The sequence below is a fragment of the Clostridium rectalis genome (genome assembly GCF_900626095.1).
Lineage (GTDB): Bacteria > Bacillota > Clostridia > Clostridiales > Clostridiaceae > Clostridium_AS > Clostridium_AS rectalis.
Genome location: NZ_UYZZ01000004.1, coordinates 206,064 through 228,207, shown reverse-complemented (window position 1 = coordinate 228,207; position 22,144 = coordinate 206,064). Strand labels below are relative to the sequence as shown.

Annotated in this window: 14 protein-coding genes; 3 read left to right on the top strand and 11 right to left on the bottom strand. The window is 28.4% G+C overall.

All coding sequences use genetic code 11. The annotated features are described in order from the left end of the window. Positions 1-433: 433 nt before the first annotated feature. The 3 genes from EJL03_RS08265 to EJL03_RS08255 are packed head-to-tail and all read left to right on the top strand — an operon-like array spanning position 434 to position 3,499. Positions 434-877: a hypothetical protein gene (locus EJL03_RS08265; RefSeq protein WP_243108679.1), complete on the top strand. Its 444-nt coding sequence runs from the start codon at positions 434-436 to the stop codon at positions 875-877. Positions 878-894: 17 nt separating this feature from the next. Beyond that, positions 895-1,596 carry a response regulator transcription factor gene (locus EJL03_RS08260; protein WP_125153492.1) on the top strand — a complete coding sequence of 234 codons (702 nt, stop codon included), beginning with the start codon at positions 895-897 and terminating at the stop codon, positions 1,594-1,596. Then, the gene (locus EJL03_RS08255; protein WP_243108678.1) at positions 1,586-3,499 is read left to right on the top strand and encodes a sensor histidine kinase; all 1,914 of its coding nucleotides are present in this window, start codon (positions 1,586-1,588) and stop codon (positions 3,497-3,499) included. The genes EJL03_RS08260 and EJL03_RS08255 overlap by 11 nt, the downstream gene beginning before the upstream one ends. Before the next feature lie 148 nt (positions 3,500-3,647). On the opposite strand, the gene EJL03_RS08250 is transcribed toward EJL03_RS08255, so the two are convergent. From EJL03_RS08250 to EJL03_RS08200, 11 genes are all read right to left on the bottom strand, one after another. Then, positions 3,648-5,042: a glycosyltransferase family 39 protein gene (locus tag EJL03_RS08250; RefSeq protein ID WP_125153491.1), complete on the bottom strand. Its 1,395-nt coding sequence runs from the start codon at positions 5,040-5,042 to the stop codon at positions 3,648-3,650. 135 nt (positions 5,043-5,177) lie between these two features. Further along, positions 5,178-6,686 carry a DUF1846 domain-containing protein gene (locus EJL03_RS08245; RefSeq protein ID WP_125153490.1) on the bottom strand — a complete coding sequence of 503 codons (1,509 nt, stop codon included), beginning with the start codon at positions 6,684-6,686 and terminating at the stop codon, positions 5,178-5,180. Between the two features lie 277 nt (positions 6,687-6,963). After that, positions 6,964-8,253, bottom strand: coding sequence for a PTS sugar transporter subunit IIC (locus EJL03_RS08240; protein WP_125153489.1), 1,290 nt, complete (start codon positions 8,251-8,253; stop codon positions 6,964-6,966). Positions 8,254-8,339: 86 nt separating this feature from the next. Continuing rightward, positions 8,340-9,662 (bottom strand): 6-phospho-beta-glucosidase, encoded by a 1,323-nt coding sequence (locus tag EJL03_RS08235; protein WP_125153488.1) that lies wholly within the window; start codon positions 9,660-9,662, stop codon positions 8,340-8,342. Positions 9,663-9,898: 236 nt separating this feature from the next. Next, a complete protein-coding gene (locus EJL03_RS08230; protein WP_125153487.1) occupies positions 9,899-10,786 on the bottom strand; it encodes an N-acetylglucosamine kinase in 888 nt (295 codons plus the stop codon). Between the two features lie 216 nt (positions 10,787-11,002). Further along, complete coding sequence (locus tag EJL03_RS08225; protein ID WP_125153486.1) at positions 11,003-13,393, bottom strand: AAA family ATPase; 2,391 nt, start codon at positions 13,391-13,393, stop codon at positions 11,003-11,005. A 101-nt stretch (positions 13,394-13,494) separates the two neighbouring features. Beyond that, the gene (locus EJL03_RS08220) at positions 13,495-14,670 is read right to left on the bottom strand and encodes a tetratricopeptide repeat protein (protein WP_125153485.1); all 1,176 of its coding nucleotides are present in this window, start codon (positions 14,668-14,670) and stop codon (positions 13,495-13,497) included. An 11-nt stretch (positions 14,671-14,681) separates the two neighbouring features. Next, a complete protein-coding gene (locus EJL03_RS08215) occupies positions 14,682-16,181 on the bottom strand; it encodes an Hsp70 family protein (protein WP_125153484.1) in 1,500 nt (499 codons plus the stop codon). Between the two features lie 23 nt (positions 16,182-16,204). Next, positions 16,205-16,597 (bottom strand): YbjN domain-containing protein, encoded by a 393-nt coding sequence (locus EJL03_RS08210; RefSeq protein ID WP_164509040.1) that lies wholly within the window; start codon positions 16,595-16,597, stop codon positions 16,205-16,207. Positions 16,598-16,617: 20 nt separating this feature from the next. After that, a complete protein-coding gene (locus tag EJL03_RS08205; protein ID WP_125153482.1) occupies positions 16,618-19,500 on the bottom strand; it encodes a midas domain-containing protein in 2,883 nt (960 codons plus the stop codon). After that, complete coding sequence (locus tag EJL03_RS08200; protein ID WP_125153481.1) at positions 19,500-22,136, bottom strand: ATP-binding protein; 2,637 nt, start codon at positions 22,134-22,136, stop codon at positions 19,500-19,502. The genes EJL03_RS08205 and EJL03_RS08200 overlap by 1 nt, the downstream gene beginning before the upstream one ends. Between the last annotated feature and the right edge of the window lie 8 nt (positions 22,137-22,144).

The window sequence follows — 22,144 nt, the reverse complement described above, 5'->3', positions numbered from 1 at the left end:
GAAAAGTTGACTTTTACTTGTTAATTCTCCTATTTCATTATGTACTTCTTGTTTTTTCGTTATATTTCTTCAATTAAATTGTAAATATTGCATTTAATTAAAAGCCTCACAAAAATAATTTTTAGGGAAATCAGTAATTTGTCTCTTTCCCTCTTTACAATGACCATTTGTGATATTAAACTATACTTTTACAACTTTTGTAATATTGTACGGAATTCTTAATTATTAATCATAAATTTTGTAATATTTTTAATCTACTATTTATTTATAGAACTTAACTTTGAAAGGACTGAATTCCATGAAAAAATCTACCCTTAGTACAAAAAGAAATAAAAAAATTATCTTTACATCTATTATTATTTTATTTTCAATATTTTTTACCATGTATAAAAAAAGTTATAATCACGAATTAGAGAATAAAATATATAATTTTATGTTAAGTAAAAATAATAGAATTAAAGCTTATAACCAAGCTGTTTCTTTAAACAATGGTGACTCTAGTAATACCTGTGTATACTTTATTTGCGAAGTTTTAAGACTTAATAACGTAAAGATAAACAATAATATTTGCAATACAACTCAAATTCTAGATATAATGAAAAGAGAAGGTTTTAAAAAAGAAAGAGATTATAAGAAATTAAAACCTGGTAATATATGTTTTACAACAGATGAATCATTAAATAAAAACGGAATACCAACCCATACATATATATTTATGGGTTGGTATAAAGAAGGCCAATATGATTATGCATACATATGCGATAATCAGGCTAAAGATTATGATAATAAAATATATCATTTAAGAAACATAAAGAAAGCTATGAATAAAAATGGTCTTATTAAAGAACCTTTTAGCTTCTTTCTTTATAGAAGATAATAATGGAGGCCTATAAAATGAGTAATTATAATGTACTCGTGGTAGATGATGAAAAGGAAATTAGAGATGCTATTGAAGTTTATTTTAGAAGTACAGAAAATATAAACATTATTAAAGCAAGTGATGGTCTAGAGGCTCTAGATGCCTTAAATAAAAATAAAATTCATGTAATACTACTTGATATAATGATGCCTAAACTTGATGGCATAAGAACATGCATAAAAATAAGAGAAAACAAAAACATACCTATAATAATGCTATCTGCTAAAAGTGAAGATACAGATAAAATTCTTGGGCTCAATATTGGGGCTGATGACTATATTACCAAACCATTTAATCCCCTTGAACTAATTGCTAGGGTAAAATCACAAATTAGGAGATATGTAGATTTTGGTAATGCAGTACAGAAAACATCAGATGATTTTGTGGTTATTGACGATATAATTGTAAATAAATCTAGCCATATTGTTACCTTAGGAGGTAAGGAAATAAAATTAACCCCTATAGAATATGATATATTACTCCTCCTTGCAGAAAACAGGGGTAGAGTATTTCCTTCCAATGAAATATATGAACGAGTTTGGAATGAACCTGCCTTCAAAAGTGAAAATACAGTATCTGTCCATATAAGAAGATTGAGAAAAAAACTAGAAATAAACCCCAAAAATCCTAGATATATAAAAGTTGTGTGGGGAGTTGGTTACAAAATTGAAAAATAAGTATATGGATAGTTGTAAAACAAAGGTTTTATATATATTAGAAAAAGCTACATTAATTATGCTACTTTCAATAGTTATTCTTCTTTTTGCATGCTATAAAAATTTATTAAATATGAAACATCAATATGATTATATTACTACTTTAGAGTCAAAAGTTTCATATCAAACAAAGCAAATTAATGACATAGAAAAATATAACTCAGATATGTTCAGCATCCATTGGATAGATTATACTATTTGGCTAAAACAATGTGCAACATTAGGAAATACATATATTTATAACTACACAAATTACTTAAATATGATATCCATAAAATCCCAAGATGAATTAGACGTTATTAGTAAAAAAATTAAAATCACTAAGGGCAACAAAAACTATAACAAACTTGTAAAATTTATAGTAATAGATAAAAGAAGAGGTACTTTTTTAACTAATGACATGGAAAATATAAATACTATTAAAAAAAATATTAGCAGCTTTTTAAATACAGATGATGCCTTATATAATTATGTTTTTAGTAAGGGCAAATGGTTTAACATAACTTATAATACAGACACAGCTCCTTTATATACTAATAAAATTAAAGATCCAAAAAATTTTATACAAGCCTATTGGTTTCCTAAAAATTATATTTATTCAAAAGATGACAATATACTTTTAAAAGATATTCTTCAAAGCTTTAATAAGGAAATTGAAAATGAATTAAATATAAATAAAAAAGGTATTTCACATGTACAGCAAAACATTAAAGGAAATAAAATAAAACTAACATACTCTATAGCTATAATTATTATTATACTAATAGTCTTATTATCTTTAGGAAAAACAAGGTTATTAACAGGGGTTAAAAATTCATACCTAGTCAAATTATTAATTAGTATAAATAACTGGTTTGACAATAGAAAGGCTTTATTTAAAATAACTTTTTATATTTTATCGTCTTCCCTTTTTCTTATTCTACTATATATAATGTTTAATATGAAAAAGTCTAATCCCTATCTTAGTTTTATATGTATAATATATGTTTTTCTCATACTACCTAAAATATTTATATTTTCTAAACAGCTTGATAAAGTAATAAATGGAGCAGACCAAATAACCAATGGTAACTTAGATTATACTATAGATGAAAATGGAGACAAATCCCTTAAAAGACTGGCTAAAAATATTAACAAATTAAATAAGGGTTTTAAAATATCAATTGAAGATCAAATAAAAAATGAAAGATTAAAAAGTGAGTTAATAGCCAATGTATCTCATGATTTAAAGACACCCCTTACCTCAATAATAAACTATACAGATATATTATTAAGAGAAGATATTTCTGAAAAAGAAAAAGAAGATTTCATAAAAATTTTAAATAAAAAAAGTTTAAAATTAAAATCTCTAATAGAAAATCTTTTTGAAATATCAAAAATGAGTAGCGGTAAATTACAATTAAACAAAAGTAATGTAGATATATTAGAACTAGTAAATCAGTCTATAGCAGAGTACTCTGACACAGAATTATATACAGATAAAAATTTAGCCTTTGTAGTTAGAACTTTTAAAGATAATATTCAAATTGATTTAGATGGAAATAGAATGTCTCGAGTTTTTGAAAACCTAATAAATAATGCTCTAAAATATTCAGTAAAAAACACAAGAGTATTTGTAGAAATAGACTCCATTCCTAAAGGTATTAAACTTTCCTTTAAAAACACATCCTTTACTGCTCTTGACTTCGATAAAGAGGAGATATTTGAAAGATTTACTAGGGGCGATGCTTCACGAAACTCAAATATATCTGGCAATGGATTAGGATTAGCCATAGCTAAAAGCATAATAGAGCTTCACGGTGGTATAATGTATATTGATTTTGATGGAGATTTATTTAAATGCATAATAGAGTTATATTACTAAAAATAATAGAAACTTAAAAAATTTTAAACTATTAAAATAACTTTATAACTTACAAATAAAATTTAAAAAAACAAAATATAAAAAGAATGGTTATTAAAACAAACAACCATTCTTTTTATGAATATACTAATGCGGCAATAATAGTTATCTATTTTGCTTCATTTATAAACTCTTTTCTTTGGAATAAATAATAGACTTTCATAAAAATTTTTTCTATACATATTAAAGAGGATAGAGCTAGTAAAAATAATACTGGAAAATTATATCTTTGTTGCCCTTCAAATACAAAACTTATTAATATGAAAAAAGAAATATTTATAACTGGAATGGATACTAAATAGTCTATTTTTTTACCTTTCTTAAATACAGAAGTAATTATATCTTTTATATTTAAGAATATAAATATAAAAGATATCAGGCTTATTATATAAATTTCCTTGGAAAAAGCCTTTCTTAAAAATTCACTTTTTAAAAAACTTGTATACTTATTCTCCTCTATACTGTTCATTCCCCAAGCATAGATATCCCCTGCACCATTAAAAAATGTATTTTTTATTCTAATTAGACCTAATTTTAAAAATTGTATTGGATGATTTTTTATCCACTTTTTACCTTCTTTTTTAAATATTTTATCTAATGCGGGACTCAACATTACCTGATCTATTTCATTTTTTGTTGAATCTTTATATGCAAAATTATTATTTATAAGTTTTTCTTTAAAATCTAAAGAAACGTCTATATCTTTTATAGCCATCCAAGCTCCATTTTTATTATTACTATTATTATTTATAAAAAGTACATATCCCCCATTATGAGATACAGGAATTATTAAATTAAATTTTTTATAATTCCTATAAGTCCATGGTAAAACTACTATACACATGAAAATAAAAGATATATTAAACAATTTACCTGCCTCTTTTATGTTCTTATGCTTTAACCACATAATTACCGCAATAATAATAGGATAACATAAAAAAAATGGTTTAGTTAAAGCAGCAAGTCCAATAAAAATTCCAATAACAATATATCTAATTTTATAATTAAAAGTACATAACTGAAAATATATAATACATGCAAATAAAAATGTTATTAACACTTCTGAACCCAATACATTATTATAAGCAATATAGTTAGGAATAAAGGCTATTATTATGTAAGGTAGATATACCTTTTTTACACTTTTACATAATTTTAAAAGTATAAGTAATATAATTATTAACGTAACAGATGATATTATCACATTGAATAATTTTCCAAAAAATATATCATTAGATCCTATTAATCTATAAAAATATCCTAATGCAAAGGGGTATCCCATAGGTTGAAACGCTGTAGGTTTTTCTAAATAAAAATGCCCATTTCCCAAAAATATATTTGTAGCTATAGACTGATATTTTTCAAAATCAGATAAGGGATTGCATGGTATCTTTAATATAAAAAATATTCTACATAAAATTGCTAAAATAGTAATTAAAGAAAAATATATTCTATCTTTCATCTTTATACTTAATTTCTTAAAAAATCCAGACTGAATTTCCATTATAAAAATTCCTCCAAATAAACACTTTATTTTATTTTATACTATAAAATAACATATTACAAACAATGGTATACCACTCCTTTTTATATTAAAACCGACTATTACTTTAAATAATAGTCGGTTTTAATATTATAATTAATTATTATAGTAAAGACTTTCTGATGGATACTCTGCATCACATGTTATATCTATACCGAGTTTTCTAAAGGTCTGTTCATCATTAACAGTTAAAATTGTAGTAGAATGTGCTTGACATCCCTTTAACATTGTCAATTTTTCCATAGCCACCTGTGCTGTTGGATTAGTAGCTGCGCAAATGCTAAGTGCTATTAATATTTCTTCACAATTTAAGGCTGTGTTTTTACTTCCTAAGGTTTTTGCCTTTAAATTTATAATAGGTTCAAGAATAACTGGAGAAAGAAGATATATATCATCAGATATTTTTGCAAGATGTTTTACGGCATTTAAAATTACAGCGGCTGTAGCATCCATAACTAAAGAACTTTTTCCAGTAAGTATAGTACCATCCTGAAGTTCTATTGCCACTGCTGGACATACTTCATTTTTATTTGATTCTTCTTTTAATTTAGCCGATCTTTTCCTTGCTGGTAAAACAACCTTCCTATCTTTTTCTTTTAAATTAAGTTCTTCCATTATAAGTTTTACCCTTTGAAAAGTTTCCTTATCCACATAACCTTTTTTATATTCACAATTTGTTTTGAAGTATCTTCTTATTATTTCCTGTCTAGATGCCTCTTTAACTACTTCATCATCTATAATACCAAAGCCAACCCTATTAACTCCCATATCTGTTGGTGATTCATATATTGATTCTTTTCCTGTTATTTTTTCTATAATTCTCTTTAAAACAGGAAACATCTCAATATCACGATTATAATTTACTGACATTTTATTGTAAGCATCTAAATGGAATGAATCAATCATATTTACATCTTTAAGATCTGCTGTGGCAGCTTCGTATGCTATATTTAATGGGTGTTTTAAAGGTACATTCCACACTGGAAATGTTTCAAATTTTGAGTATCCTGCAATTTTGCCTCTTTTATATTCATGATATAGTTGACTAAGACAAGTTGCTAATTTTCCACTTCCTGGACCCGGTGCAGTTACAACTACTATAGGCTTTGTAGTTTCAATATATGGGTTAGCTCCATACCCTTCATCACTTACTATCGTATCCACATCCGTAGGATATCCTTTAGTAGCCTTATGCTTATATACCTTTATACCTCTACGTTCAAGCTTATTTATAAATACAGTTGTAGCAGGCTGTCCATCATATCTAGTAATTACAACACTATTTACATCAAGTTCATAAGTTCTCAAATCGTCAATTAATCTTAAAACATCCATGTCATAAGTAATACCAAAGTCGCCTCTTATTTTGTTTCTTTCTATATCCCCTGCATATACACAGATAACTATTTCAACCTTTTCTCTTAGTCTATGTAGGAGTTTTATTTTCGCATTTTCATCAAATCCAGGCAAAACCCTTTTAGCATGAAGGTCAAATAAGAGTTTTCCTCCAAATTCTAAATACAATTTGTCAAAATTATTAACTCTCTCTAAGATATACTTCGATTGTTCTTCTAGATATTTCTTATGGTCAAATCCTATCTTCATCTTTTACTCCTCACTATACAAAATCATTATTTACCAAGTTTTTATCCAAAATGTTCCCTAAAATATTTTGATTAAACATGGTTTCACAATTTTCTATTATTGCACAATTTCTATGTAAAGTAAATACGCTTATAACTTATCTTTAATAAATAGGGGGTATGAAATTCAGGTAGTATATCCAAATTTTATATCCCCTAAATAAAGGCTTTGTCATGCTTTACACAGTAAAAACCGTATGCATTACTGCATACGGTTTTTGTTGGGGGCAAATTTTTATTTAAATGGAATGTGTGTTTTCTACTTTAACTAAAGTTTCTTGTTCTTTTCTAACTGACATACGAACAAATGGTACATATATTATTATACTAACTACTAAACAGATAAGAGCTGTAATTCCACCTCTTATTGAGTTTGTTGATATAATTGCGCCTAAAATTGGTGGTGTTGTCCAGTGTGCCATAACTACAACTTTAGGTGCAAATCCAATAGCAGTTAATGTATATGCAATAAATCCAGAAGCTAAAGGTGCTAATAAAAATGGTATGAAATAAATTGGATTTAAAATTATCGGCATACCAAATATAACGGGTTCATTGATATTAAACATTCCTGGTCCAACACTTAGGTTTGCAATAGTTTTTTGTGACTTGCTCTTTTTACCAACTAAGAATATAGCAATAAGTAACGCTATGGTAACTCCTGATCCTCCCATATTTACATAAGAATCTAAGAACTGGCTGTTTACTATATGCTCTGCAGCAACTCCATTTTTTAATGCTCTTACATTTGCTTCTGTTAATGGTAATAAAACTGCATTTATAATTGGTGCAAGTATATTTGAACCATGTAGTCCAAAGAACCATAGGAATTGTTGTGCTAACACTAGAACTAATAAACCACCTAAACTTCCCATAACTCCCTGAAGTGGAGCTTGTAACATAGTAAATAAAGCTTGATGTAAATCAATTACTCCCAATGCTGCAAAAATCTGTTTAACTCCTGCTACAATAGCTAAAACTATAATGGATGGTAATAATGCTGCGAAAGATTTTGCTACTGCTGGTGGAACCCCTTCTGGCATTTTAATAATCAATTTAGGATTTCCAGATAGCTTAACAAATATTTCTGTAGCAACTAAAGCAACTATAAGTGCAACAAATAGTCCTCGACCACCTAAGAACGTAAGTGGTATCGCTCCATCCTCTGTTTGTTTATATAAAATTAATAATGCCGCTAGAGATACAATTCCTGCTGATAATGCATCCTTGTCATAAGATCTAGCTAAATGATAAGATATTGTAAATACAACTAATAATGACATTATGGCAAAAGTACCATTCCAGATACCACCACCAAAATCCTTCCAATTAGCAGGCAATAGCCAACTCATAAAATCTTGATACCTTTTCCATCCTAAGTTATTAAATAATGTTGCAAAAGCCCCCGCCATAATAATTGGAGTAATTGTGGCAAAGCCATCACGAATAGCAACCAAATGTCTTTGTGAACCTATCTTAGCTGCTATTGGAACAAAATGCTCTTCCATCCAATCAAAGAACTTTTTCATGCTTTAATCCTCCCCTTTTAATATTTATAAATTTATAAGCAATTAATTAATAATGCACTAATTTAAAAGAATCATTTAAAGCCTTTTTATATAACTTTTTTAAATTGAGGTAAATAGTCTTTATGTGCTACCATAAGCTCATCTACTAAATTCTTAGCAAGCTTATCTGATTGAACTAAAGGATTAACTGTTAAAGCCAATATTGCCTTTTCATAATCTCCATTTACTGCAGCATCCACAACTAATCTTTCAAAAGTTTTTATCTGTTGAATAAGTCCATTTATTCCTACTGGTAACTCACCGAATGCAATAGGTTTAGGCCCATCTTTTGTTATAATACATGAAACTTCAACACAAGATTCTTTTGGGAGATTTACTATAGCCCCATTGTTTCTTGTATTTACAGGTTGTATGTCTCTTTTGTCATTGTATATTGAACATATTAACCTACATGCTGCATCACTATAGTAGGCTCCTCCCCTTTTTTCTAATTCTAAAGGTTTAACATCTAAAGTTTCATCCTTATAAAGTTTAAACAAATCTTCCTCTACTTTTTTTACAACCTCTGCTCTTGTTTCTCCTTTAGAAAATTCTTTCAATTCTTCTTCTAACATGTCCCTTGTTTGAAAATAATACTTATGATAAGGGCATGGCATCATACCTAATGCTTTTATAAAATCCTTATCCCAAGTAAAATCAGATATATTTTTAACTATCTGTCCTACTTTTCCACTAGCTAATAAATCCATTAACTTTTCAGTTACTTTTATACCATCTACATATGCATCTTTACCAAACACCATATGATTCAACCCTATAAAATCCATTCTAAGTCTTTTATGTTCCACTCCTAATACCTTTGCTGCTGCCTTCTCCATACCAATAGGTACATTACAAAGTCCCACAACTTTTTTATTTTTACCATATTTTAATAAAGCTTCTGTAACCATCCCTGCTGGATTAGTAAAATTTATCATCCATGCATTAGGACATAATCTACTCATATCCTTATCTATATCTAAAATAACTGGAATCGTTCTTAATGCCTTAAACATTCCTCCTGCACCATTAGTTTCTTGTCCTATAACTCCATGGTTTAAAGGAATTCTTTCATCCTTGATTCTTGCATCTAATAGACCAACCCTTATCTGAGTGGTAACAAAATCAGCATCCTTTAATGCCTCTTTTCTATCTAAAGTTAAATTTATTTTCATAGGTACTCCAGCTTTTTTTACCATTCTTTTAGCTAGGCTCCCTACTATCTGTAATTTTTCCTTTCCTTCCTCTATATCAACTAACCATAATTCTCTAACTGGCAATTCATCATACCTTTTTATAAACCCCTCAACTAATTCAGGAGTATAACTAGATCCTCCCCCTATTGTCACTATTTTTATGCCTTTCTCCATTGAACATACCTCCTAAGTTTCTACTTTGTATGTGCACTATTATATATAGCAAACATCGTGCCAATATCTTTCCAACCTTAAACCCCCCTATCCACATACTATATACAGTTACACACTTTATTCACACACTGTGTAAAATAACTGCACACTTTCAAAAATTACCTTATTTTACACACAAATTTACACAATTAAAAAAAATAAAAAACTGCTAATAAAACAGTTTTTTATTTTTATTTCTACTTTCTTATATACATATAATACGCCCCTTTAGCTGGTGAAACCTTATCATCTACAAAAGAATCAACTTTTACATTTTCTTTTAAATATTTTTCGAAAGCTTGTCTAACTACAGCAGATTTTTTTATAACCCCTCCAACTAATCCTATTAAACAAGTATTAAACTTTAGTTTTTTATACACATTTTCTGTACTCTTAGCTATGGCAATTCCCTCTTGTAATAATATTTCTTTTGATAATCTATCACCTTTATCAGCAAGTTTAGAAACTATAGGAGTTAAACTTGCAACTTCATCCTTTGTAGATGAGTATACAAAACTTGTAATTTCAGAAACTGAGGATATATTAAGTTTCTCCATTATGGCTTTAGTAAGAGCTGATTTTTCTAATAAGTAATCTTCTTCGTATATCATATTTTTTATAGCTTCTATAGCTATTTTATATCCACTGCCTTCATCACCAAGAAGATGTCCCCAACCTCCACATTTACAGGATTTATCTTTATTTATCCCAAAAGCAATAGAACCAGTTCCTGCAATAGTTAAAATACCATCCTCACCTTTTAATATAGCCCTTAATGCTAATTCTCCATCATTCATCACTACAGAATCAAGTGCCAGTTTATCTTTAATTTCCTTCTCTATTATCCTAGAATTATCCCCAACTTCTGAACCTGCTACTCCTAAATACAATGCTTTTAAGTTTTCCTTCCCCAAATTATTTACTATTTCTTCTATAGAATCTATAATATTTTTTAAAGCCTCATCCTTACCATTTAGTAAATTCCCAAAACCCCTTAAGGAAGACATAATCATCTCTCCCTCTAAATCATAAGCAACAGCCTCTGTTTTTGTACCTCCTCCATCTACTCCAATAACATACAACATATCATTCATTCCCCTTTTCTAATATATTAATAAAAAGATAGTATTCTCCCATCTTTTTTTACTATATATTTAAATATTATACTTAAAATTATAATTTCCTTTTAAATATTTGGAAATTATATAAAATAAATTCTTAACTGACATAATATTTAAATTTTATAACATATATTAACACAACCTACTTAAATAATAAAAATGATATATTATATTTAGCTACTAACACTCGCATTCCTTTATATCATCTTTGATAATTTCAAATAATGACTCTCCCTCTAATTCTACAACCCTTTGGGCCTGATTAATTTTTACCATCTCAAATAATTGTCTCGCTACTCTGCCATTACCATAGTTTTTATCTCTATTTATATATGTCTTATAGAAATTTTCTTCTAACAAAATCTTTGCTTCCCTTGATAATTTATATTTCTCTTTCTCACAAAATATTTTAAATATCTCCATTAATTCCTTCTCATTATAATCCTCAAACTCTATTTCGTATCCGATTCTACTTTTAAGTCCAGGATTAACATTCATTAAGTCAGCCATTTCATCAGTATATCCAGCCATAATTACTACAAACTTATCTCTATTGTCTTCCATTTCTTTTATCAATATTGCTAATGCCTCTTTACCAAACCCATCAGCCTCTCCCTGTCCCTTACTAGCCAAAGAGTAAGCCTCATCAATAAATAAAACTCCACCATATGCTTCTTTAATTTTTTCTAATGTTTTAGTAGCAGTTTGTCCTACATATCCTGAAATTAAATCTTCACTTGTAACCTCTATTAAATGTCCTTTTTTTAACACGCCTATAGCCTTTAACATTCTACTAACTATTCGTGCCACAGTAGTCTTACCTGTGCCTGGATTTCCCTTAAATACCATATGTAAATTAACACCATTTGTTTTAACTCCCATGTTCTCCTTTTTTTTGTTAACCTTAACAAGTTTTATAAGATTGTCTATTACTTTTTTAACTTTATTAAGTCCTATTAAGTCTTCCAGTTCTTTTTGTATCTGGTCTAAGTCATCTCCAAATAAGTTTTCAATATCTATATTAAAATCCTTAGGTTCTAAGGTACTTAATTCCTCTTCCGTAAGGTTTTGTCCACCTAATCTAAAAGCTCTCTCCCTAATAGCTGCTTCAATTAAATTTCTTACTGATCTTCCATTTGCAAAATTTTCATCAAACATTTCATTACTTATTGCCTTTATAAATGCTCTTTCCCCATGAGAACACATTCTATAATAATTCATTTTAGCTATTTCTCTAGCAATTAGTAACAGCTCCTCTTCAGTATAATTTTCAAAATCTACTTCAATGCTTATTCTACTTTTCAACCCTGGATTAGATTTTAAAAAATCTTTCATTTGATTTTTATACCCTGCAACTATTACTATAAATTTATCTCTTTTATCCTCCATTGCCTTTAACAATGTATCTATAGCCTCTTTACCAAAGTCATTAGAACTATCTTTAGGGTATAATGTATAAGCCTCGTCTATAAATAGAATTCCGCCCATAGCACTATCTATAACTTTAGAAGTTTTTGTTGCTGTTTGTCCTATATACCCCTCTACTAAATCACTTCTATCCACCTCAACTACATGTCCTTTTTCTAAAATACCCAAATTATAAAATATACTCCCTAATAATCTAGCAACTGTCGTTTTACCTGTACCTGGATTACCTGAAAACATAAAGTGATAACATTGAGAAATATTATCTTTAATACCTAATCTTTTACTTCTTTCTTTTTCAAATTGAATTAGTTTTACAATTTTATTCACTTCGTTTTTTACATTTTTAAGTCCTATTAAATTATTCAATTTCTCTAGAGAATCTTTTAAAGATTCATCGTCTTTTATACTAGACTCCGTATTTCTTTCTACCGTATCATTACTTTTATAATAACTTTTTTTATTGACCTTATTTATTAATTCATCAGCCTTGATTATATAAATAGAATTTGGATACTTAATTCTCATTTTTTTGCAAACCTTAATACATTCAGACTCCTGTCCCATCATATAATATACTTTAGCCCTAAGATATTCTAATTCATCATTTCTTAACTTTTTATTATCCTTTTTAAGTAATTCTATAGCTTGATTATATTCATTGCATCCCATTAAATATCTTACTACTAATTTTACAGAATCCACTGTGATTTCACCGCTTTTATTAACAATTTGAATATGATCTTTAGCTTTATTATAATCACCTAATTCTATCAACATATTTGCCATTAATAAATTAGCGGTATAATTTTCTGGAACTGTTTGTATTATTTCTTTTAAAATAGCAAATGCATTTTCAATATCTTTTTTAAAATAATATAATTTTCCCTGGATCACTTTATATTCTGGATTATTTCCATCTAGATATAATGCCTGATTTAAATATTGATTAGCCTTTACATAATCACCTGAATTTATATATATATCTGAGATAATAATATATAATTCCGGATGATCAGGACATTTTTTTAAAGCCTCTAAAAGTATTTCTAAAGCTTTATTATTTAATCCTTTTTTTATATATTCATTTATCATATCCTTAAATTTTTCTAAACTTTCAACATTATATAAGTCTAAATAATTCATGGGTACCTCCAAATATTTTAATAATTTTATATTTATTTTCACATATAAAAACTATGCAAAATTCATCATTCTATTTTGCATAGTTTTATTTGTTTAAAATATTAATCCCTTGTTGAACCTGCTAACATTTCAATAACAAACCTCCAACAACCAACAATCACCATGAATATAACACCAATACTTTTAGTTACTATTAATGAACTATAATCAAAGACTGTCTTCTCCCCAAACAAACTATTTCTATTTAACCTCCATTGAGGTCTCATGCATAAATAAGCTATTCCAGCAATTATAGCAACAGCTAAAAATTTAAATATAAACTTATTGGCAGCCAAAAACATAACGGCAGGTACAGCAAATAATGAAATTTTACTCTTGTCAAATTTCTTCTTTAATGACTCTTCCCCCCATGCGATTTTATCATTTAATTCCGAATCATTATTATATTTTTGGGCTTTTTTCATATTGCTAATCATTTCCTTAGTATCCTCTTCTGATACATTATAATAATATCCGTCACTATGTTTATAACAACATTCTAATCCTTTAAAATAATAGCAATCAGCTAACATTTTTTTAAACCCTTCATTAGAGGGATTGTTTTTTATAAGTTCCTCAAATATAGATATTGCACTATCATACTCATCTGTATTTGCATAAACATTTGCCAATAATAATTTATTGTAATCCGAGTTAGGATTTAATACATTAGCTTTATCAGCACAATCTCTTGCTTTATCAAATTCATTATAATCCAAATAAAAGTTGCCGAACTCACAATAATATGTATCATTGTTAGGAGTTATATTTATTGCTCGTTTATAAGCATCTTCTGCCTCTGTTGGACTCTTCCATAAAGTATAAGCATAAGCTAAAGTTATCCATGTTTTACTATTATTCACCTCAATTTCTGTTGCTTTTCTTGCAATCACTATTGCATCTGCGGGTTTATTTGAAATTATTAAGTCCCATGCAGTATCAATAAGCTCCTGTACACTAGTACAATTTGTATTATATTCTCTACTTTCAGTATTTTTTTCATTGTCATCAAAACTTTCACTTAAACTTACGTCATATTCTTTTCTCTTGCTTTCATTTAGTAGAATTTTTTCTGCCTCTGCAATCATTTCTACTTTTCTCTCAGCATCCTGTCTTCTATTTAAATCTGGAGCATTAGTTCTTCCCATCCATTTTCTTTGTAAAATTTTTAACTCTTTCCTTAATTCATCACCCTTTAAACTTTTTTCAATGTTAAGTTCTTCATAATAATTAATCATTCTATTAACCCCTAATCTACATTTATTTCTGATATTTTTTCAGTTTTGTATAATACCTCATCCTTGGACAAATTAGATTTTCTTTCTATATACATTTCACCTAAATCCTCATTACTTATTAAATCAATAACCCTTACATGAACTATAGAGTTAGAATCATAAGAAATAATCACATTAATAGGAGAACCCTTGGGACTGTTTCTTAATTTTAGAGTTGCTGTTCCTATTATATTCACATATTCTAATTCCTCATCTTCACCTTCAGTAATTTTTAATTTAATTTGATCTTGTCCATCAAAAGAAGTATAAAACTCCCTTTCTGCTTCTGCAGGTAAAGGGGTATTTTTTTCTAAGATTATGCAATTTTCATCCTCTCCTAAATTATTAATAGCCACTATTCCTAAACTATGAGAATTCACATCCGTTATTTTATGATTTATTTTTTTATCATCATTTTTTAGATCTTTATTAAATATATATCCTTGATAAGCCGCTCCAATAGCTACTACCTCATCAGGATTCACTTCACTAGATGGTTTAATTCCAATAGTTTTTTCAATTACTTCTGATACTCTATTTACTCTTGTAGAACCACCCACCAATAGTATTTTATCTATTTTATCTGATATTCCTGATTCATCAATAACATTATTCATAATAAAAATAGTCCTATCTAAAAGAGGCTCTATCATTTCATTAAATAAATCTCTTGTTATATCTACCTTCAATGCCTTTCCTTGGGATACTACAGTTATACTAGATTTTAATCTACTAGATAACATTTTTTTGCACATTTCCGCCTTTTCCCTGAGATCCTGAATTGCTATATCATCATCATACAAGTCCACCTGATGCTCTTCTTCAAATTTATTTATAACATACTCTATAATCTTGTTATCAAAATCAAATCCACCTAAATTTTTATCTCCTCCCGTTGCCTTTATTACTATTTCCCCTTCTGTTATCTTCATTATTGTTACATCAAAAGTTCCCCCACCTAAATCATAAACTACAACATTTTGAGCTCCAGCCTTGCTAGTTATTCCATATGCTAGCGCTGCCGCCGTGGGTTCATTTATTATGCTTACTACATCTAAACCAGCAATTGCCCCAGCATCTTGAGTTGCCTTTCTTTGCGCATCATCAAAATAAGCTGGAACCGTTATTACTGCCTGTCCTACCTTCTTTCCTAAATAATTCTCCACATCTTCCTTAATTCTTTTTATTATTAATGCTGATAGCTCTTCTGTAGTAAATTCTTCTCCATCTTCCCTTGTAAATTTATAATTTTCATTTCCTAATTGTCTTTTAACAAACTGTACAACATTATATGGATCTGAAATAGAGTTCATTTTAGCTATACTCCCTATTACTGGAGTATTATCCTCAAATAAAATTACAGACGGTGTTATACGATCTCCTTCTCTATTTAAAAACATTTGCGGATTTCCATCCTTATCAATATATGCCGCTGCTGAATTTGTTGTACCTAAGTCAATACCAATTATCATAAATTTGCCTCCATAAAATATTATTATTCAATTATTTTATCTACAATTTTTATTATTATATTTAATAAAATAAATACAGTTTCAGGTGAAAAATTATTATCCACTAATATTGAACTTTTTGCATTTATTTTATTATCTCTTATATAGAAAGTAACAGCTCTATATTCAGTATTTAATGCATTAATAAAACTTATAACATTAACTATATTTTCCTCATCAACTCCTATAATGTCCTTACAATAAATATCCACGTACTCATCTTTTTTATCAAATATAATATCAAATTTTATTTTTGTATTATTTATGTTCTCAATTATGTGAACTTTAAATGCATTTTCATTTTCAAATATACTTTCTTCCTCTAATCCAATTTTTTTGCTCAACATATAATCTATAAATTTATTAAAATTATTCATTATTAACTCCTCCATTAAAACTATGGTTTATTTCTATTATTTTTTCTATTATTCCACCACTGCCTTGCCCTTGGATAATATTTATTAAATTTATTTAAAATTGTCCTTCCACTAGATACTATTCTTAATGGCCTTTTTAAATTTGTTATAGCGTTTCTAACTGATTCAATATCCTTAGTTACCTCAGCAGTTTTAATTATCATCTTGTCTGATTTTTTCCCTATATTGCTATTCATACACCAATCATTAATTGTGGTAGACTTTTGTTTAGATAACTCAAATATTTTTTTAATTTTAGTTCCCATATCTGTTTCCGAATATATATTATTAAACTTTTCAAATTTAATTCTAGTACTATCCATCTTTTCTAATGTTGATATTTGAGTCTGATCAAATTTAAGTATACCATTGCCCAAGTTATGTTTAATCTCCTTTAGTTTAGTGGAACCTTCATTTATATCAATTGCAGCCCACTTTGATGCCTTATTTGTAATCTTATTAGATAATGATTCCGACATAATATCTGATGAACGACTTATAGCACCTGTTACTTTTATAGGATCAACACTATTAAGCATTACCCTTAAATTTGAAATTAATTCTACAGTTTCGTTACTTGCCCCTAAATCTTTTGCAACATGTTCCATATCTTTAAACAATATTTCCACTTCATTTTTTTCATCACCAGAGCTTTGTTCTATTTCTTCTACCTCTAAATTCTCATCTAATTCATCTATACTTTCATCTATACTCTCATCTTCTGCTAACTCTTTTTCATCAAAATCTTCTTCTAATTCTCCTTCAAAGTTTGTATCTCCTTCTATTTCCTCTAAGTTAAAATCATTTCCTTCTGTTTCATCTATTTCTTCTGCCTCTAGATTCTCATCTAACTCATCTATACTCTCATCTTCTACTAACTTTTCTTCATCAAAATCTTCTTCTAATTCTTCTTCAAAGTTTGTATCTCCTTCTATTTCCTCTAAGTTAAAATCATTTCCTTCTGTTTCATTTATTTCTTCTGCCTCTAGATTCTCATCTAACTCATCTATACTTTCATCTTCTACTAACTTTTCTTCATCAAAATCTTCTTCTAATTCTTCTTGAAAGTTTGTATCTCCGTCTATTTCCTCTAAGTTAAAATCATTTCCTTCTGTTTCATCTATTTCTTCTGCCTCTAGATTCTCATCTAACTCATCTATACTCTCATCTTCTGCTAACTCTTTTTCATCAAAATCTTCTTCTAATTCTCCTTCAAAGTTTGTATCTCCTTCTATTTCCTCTAAGTTAAAATCATTTCCTTCTGTTTCATCTATTTCTTCTGCCTCTAGATTCTCATCTAACTCATCTATACTCTCATCTTCTACTAACTTTTCTTCATCAAAATCTTCTTCTAATTCTTCTTCAAAGTTTGTATCTCCTTCTATTTCCTCTAAGTTAAAATCATTTCCTTCTGTTTCATTTATTTCTTCTGCCTCTAGATTCTCATCTAACTCATCTATACTTTCATCTTCTACTAACTTTTCTTCATCAAAATCTTCTTCTAATTCTTCTTGAAAGTTTGTATCTCCTTCTATTTCCTCTAAGTTAAAATCATTTCCTTCTGTTTCATCTATTTCTTCTGCCTCTAGATTCTCATCTAACTCATCTATACTCTCATCTTCTGCTAACTCTTTTTCATCAAAATCTTCTTCTAATTCTCCTTCAAAGTTTGTATCTCCTTCTATTTCCTCTAAGTTAAAATCATTTCCTTCTGTTTCATCTATTTCTTCTGCCTCTAGATTCTCATCTAACTCATCTATACTCTCATCTTCTACTAACTTTTCTTCATCAAAATCTTCTTCTAATTCTTCTTCAAAGTTTGTATCTCCTTCTATTTCCTCTAAGTTAAAATCATTTCCTTCTGTTTCATTTATTTCTTCTGCCTCTAGATTCTCATCTAACTCATCTATACTTTCATCTTCTACTAACTTTTCTTCATCAAAATCTTCTTCTAATTCTTCTTGAAAGTTTGTATCTCCTTCTATTTCCTCTAAGTTAAAATCATTTCCTTCTGTTTCATCTATTTCTTCTGCCTCTAGATTCTCATCTAACTCATCTATACTCTCATCTTCTGCTAACTCTTTTTCATCAAAATCTTCTTCTAATTCTCCTTCAAAGTTTGTATCTCCTTCTATTTCCTCTAAGTTAAAATCATTTCCTTCTGTTTCATCTATTTCTTCTGCCTCTAGATTCTCATCTAACTCATCTATACTCTCATCTTCTACTAACTTTTCTTCATCAAAATCTTCTTCTAATTCTTCTTCAAAGTTTGTATCTCCTTCTATTTCCTCTAAATTAAAATCATTTCCTTCTGTTTCATCTATTTCTTCTGCCTCTAAATTCTCATCTAACTCATCTATACTCTCATCTTCTGCTAACTTTTCTTCATCAAAATCTTCTTCTAATTCTCCTTCAAAGTTTGTATCTCCTTCTATTTCCTCTAAGTTAAAATCATTTCCTTCTGTTTCATCTATTTCTTCTGCCTCTAGATTCTCATCTAACTCATCTATTTCTTCTGCCTCTAGATTCTCATCTAATTCATCTATACTTTCATCTATACTTTCATCTTCTACTAACTTTTCTTCATCAAAATCCTCAAATTCCTCTTCTATTTCTTTATTCTCAATATCTTTTGCTTCACTTAAGATATCATCATTCTCTAATATTTCGTCAAAATCTTCTTCTAAATCGTTATCATTTTTATCATCCTCTTTAAATTCTTCAACCTCATTATCCTTTTTATTTTCAGAATTCTTTCCTTCAATATCAACCTTATCATTATTCTCATAATCTTTCTCTATTCCATATTCTCTGTCATTCTCACTTATTGTATCTTTAAATTCCAACTCATTAATTTCATCCATTAATAATTTCCCCCATGCATTTTATTAGCATAAGAAATATATTCCACAATTTTTTCTTTTTGTCTAGCTATAGTTAAATTAGTATAACTTAATAAATTTCCTACATAACAAATTTTTTCATTATTATTAGCCTTATATTTATACTTTCTTTCTAACTTATTTATAAATTTTTCTATTTCATTACTATTTAATCTTTCATTTAATTGTCTTACATGAGATTTATATAAAACTTGTCCATTAACAGATTTTATACCTTCTATAAACCCCCCACAATTGCATTTATCTACACAATAAGCACAACCTTGATGTTTTTCATTTCTCTTTGAAAAATTATTAGATAAGCATTCTAATTTACTTCTTATTGAATCCAATACTTCTCTTCTTTTATACCTATAATCTTCCTCTACTAATGGTAATTTTACTAATTTGGGTCTATTATCTCCCTCAGAGTATACTGCTGCAAAACCTCTGCTTAAACTACTTAAATATTGTATTTGCTCATCTGTCATATTCATAGCCTTACCTACTGCAAGTCTGTCTTCCTCCATAACTGTTCTATGTATTATTTTTAGATTCGTATTTTTAAGTGTATCCGGTGCCAACTTAGTTGGTATTTGATCTGCTATTAGAATTCCTTGCCCAAAACTTCTTATTTCCGCTAACATATTGCAAAAAAATTCAACTGCCTTAGCTCTTGTTCCTTCCCCTTCAGAAACATTTTTTAATAGCCTATGAGCTTCCTCTATTACAATTAAATGTTCGAAATCTTTTTTCCCATCAACTAAGCTTTTTCTATATTCATATATTTGAACTAATAGTATTCCTATAACAAATGCCTTTATATCATCATCGCCTAAGTCTTCCAGCTCTATAATCGTAGGTCGCTTCAATAGCTTTTCAACAGAAATAGATTTATATGTATTAAGCATTGCACCTTTTCCGCCAATTCTTAATGAATTAATCCTAGCTTGAAGAGAAGCCTTTACATTTAATTGTATCTCTTTTCCATAATTCAACCTATCAGTAACAACCTCTATTTTATAATATAAGTCATCTAAAGTGGGATAATCACTTCTACAATATATATTCTCTCCCGTAAGTACATCCCATCCCCTATCTTTATATATTTCATAAACACTGTCTTCCAATACATACGGCATTGGTGGATATAACTCAAAACTAGCTTTAAAAGTAGACAGTAAGTAATCAATGTGCGTCTGTAAGGATACATTTCCTATTACCTCAAAAGGGTTTATCCTATACGGTATAGAATCATTTGTCTCCGCTCCTAAGGTAAATAAACTTAACTCCTCAAATCCATTAATATTTTTTAATTCCCAATACTCTCTTTTAGCAGACTCTATAACTAGAAAAGGAATATTATTTTCTCTCCAAAGAGTTCTTAAAATACTTTTTGATGTATTGGTTTTACCTCCTCCTGTTATACCAATTATTAAACCATGCCTGGAAAAATCTTTAATATTAAACTTATATTTATTTTGTAAAACATCATTCCCATTAGTTATATTTCCAATAACAAATTCACCTTTATGCATTCTATCAGCTACTTCAAACTCAACAAAATTATTAATATAATATCCTGGAAATTCCTCCCTTGGAAGTTGGAAATAAATAGCCAAAACATCACTGCTTAATATATTTTGATATTTATATTTATAACAATCACATTGAAAATTATTATCCTCTAACCAAGCTCCTAGAGGGTGATCCTCAATATTTGGCATATCATCCTTGATAAATTTTAATCCATCTATAAAAATATTATCCATATCCAAATCTATAGTTCTTATAGGTTCTGGGAAAGAATCTTCTCCTGAATATACACCTTTTATTAGATTTTTTAGTTTATGATAAACGTTATATCCATCAGCAATGAAATATGAATTACTTCTCCACAACCCCCTGGCCATACCTTGTGAAAACATTAATTCTAAGTTTTTCATACCCTTAAAATACCTTTCACTATTAAAGTTTATAGATTCTATTACCTTGTTTCCTAAATTACCTCCGGAAATACTTTCCTTCATGGATTTATTAATATCCCCCAAGAAACCCAAAATCCTTCTATACGTAAGATTACTTTGAATATTACTCATACCTTTAGCTACCACAAGGTATGCCCAACTCTCACCCAACATACCTTTACATAGTTTCTCTATCTGACTTACATCATTATTGTTAATTTTCTTTAAGGTAGGTATTCCTGTTACTATTCCTACATTATTTCCCTTATTATTAAGTTTATTATAAAAATCTTTGTCCCACTCAATATCTATAAACGGATATGAAGCTGTTAGTGATGTTTTTAACAAATCAATTTGTTCTCTGTTAGTTCCATAATATACCTCTATTCCTTCTTTGGAACCTAATATCCCAAATGCAATATCTATATTATATTTATTAAGGGCATTTAATATATCACCCATTAATGTTTCAACACTCATAGTATACTTATACTTCCAGAAATCACTTAATCCTCGGATTTTTACAAATTCCATAGAATTTATATCTTCAAATTCAGGGAAAACTATTTTATTCTCCCTGTCAAGAAAACTCTTTGAAATAAAATCATTTTCTATATTTATATTTCCTTCTGATAATACTCTATTAAACACTATTATAT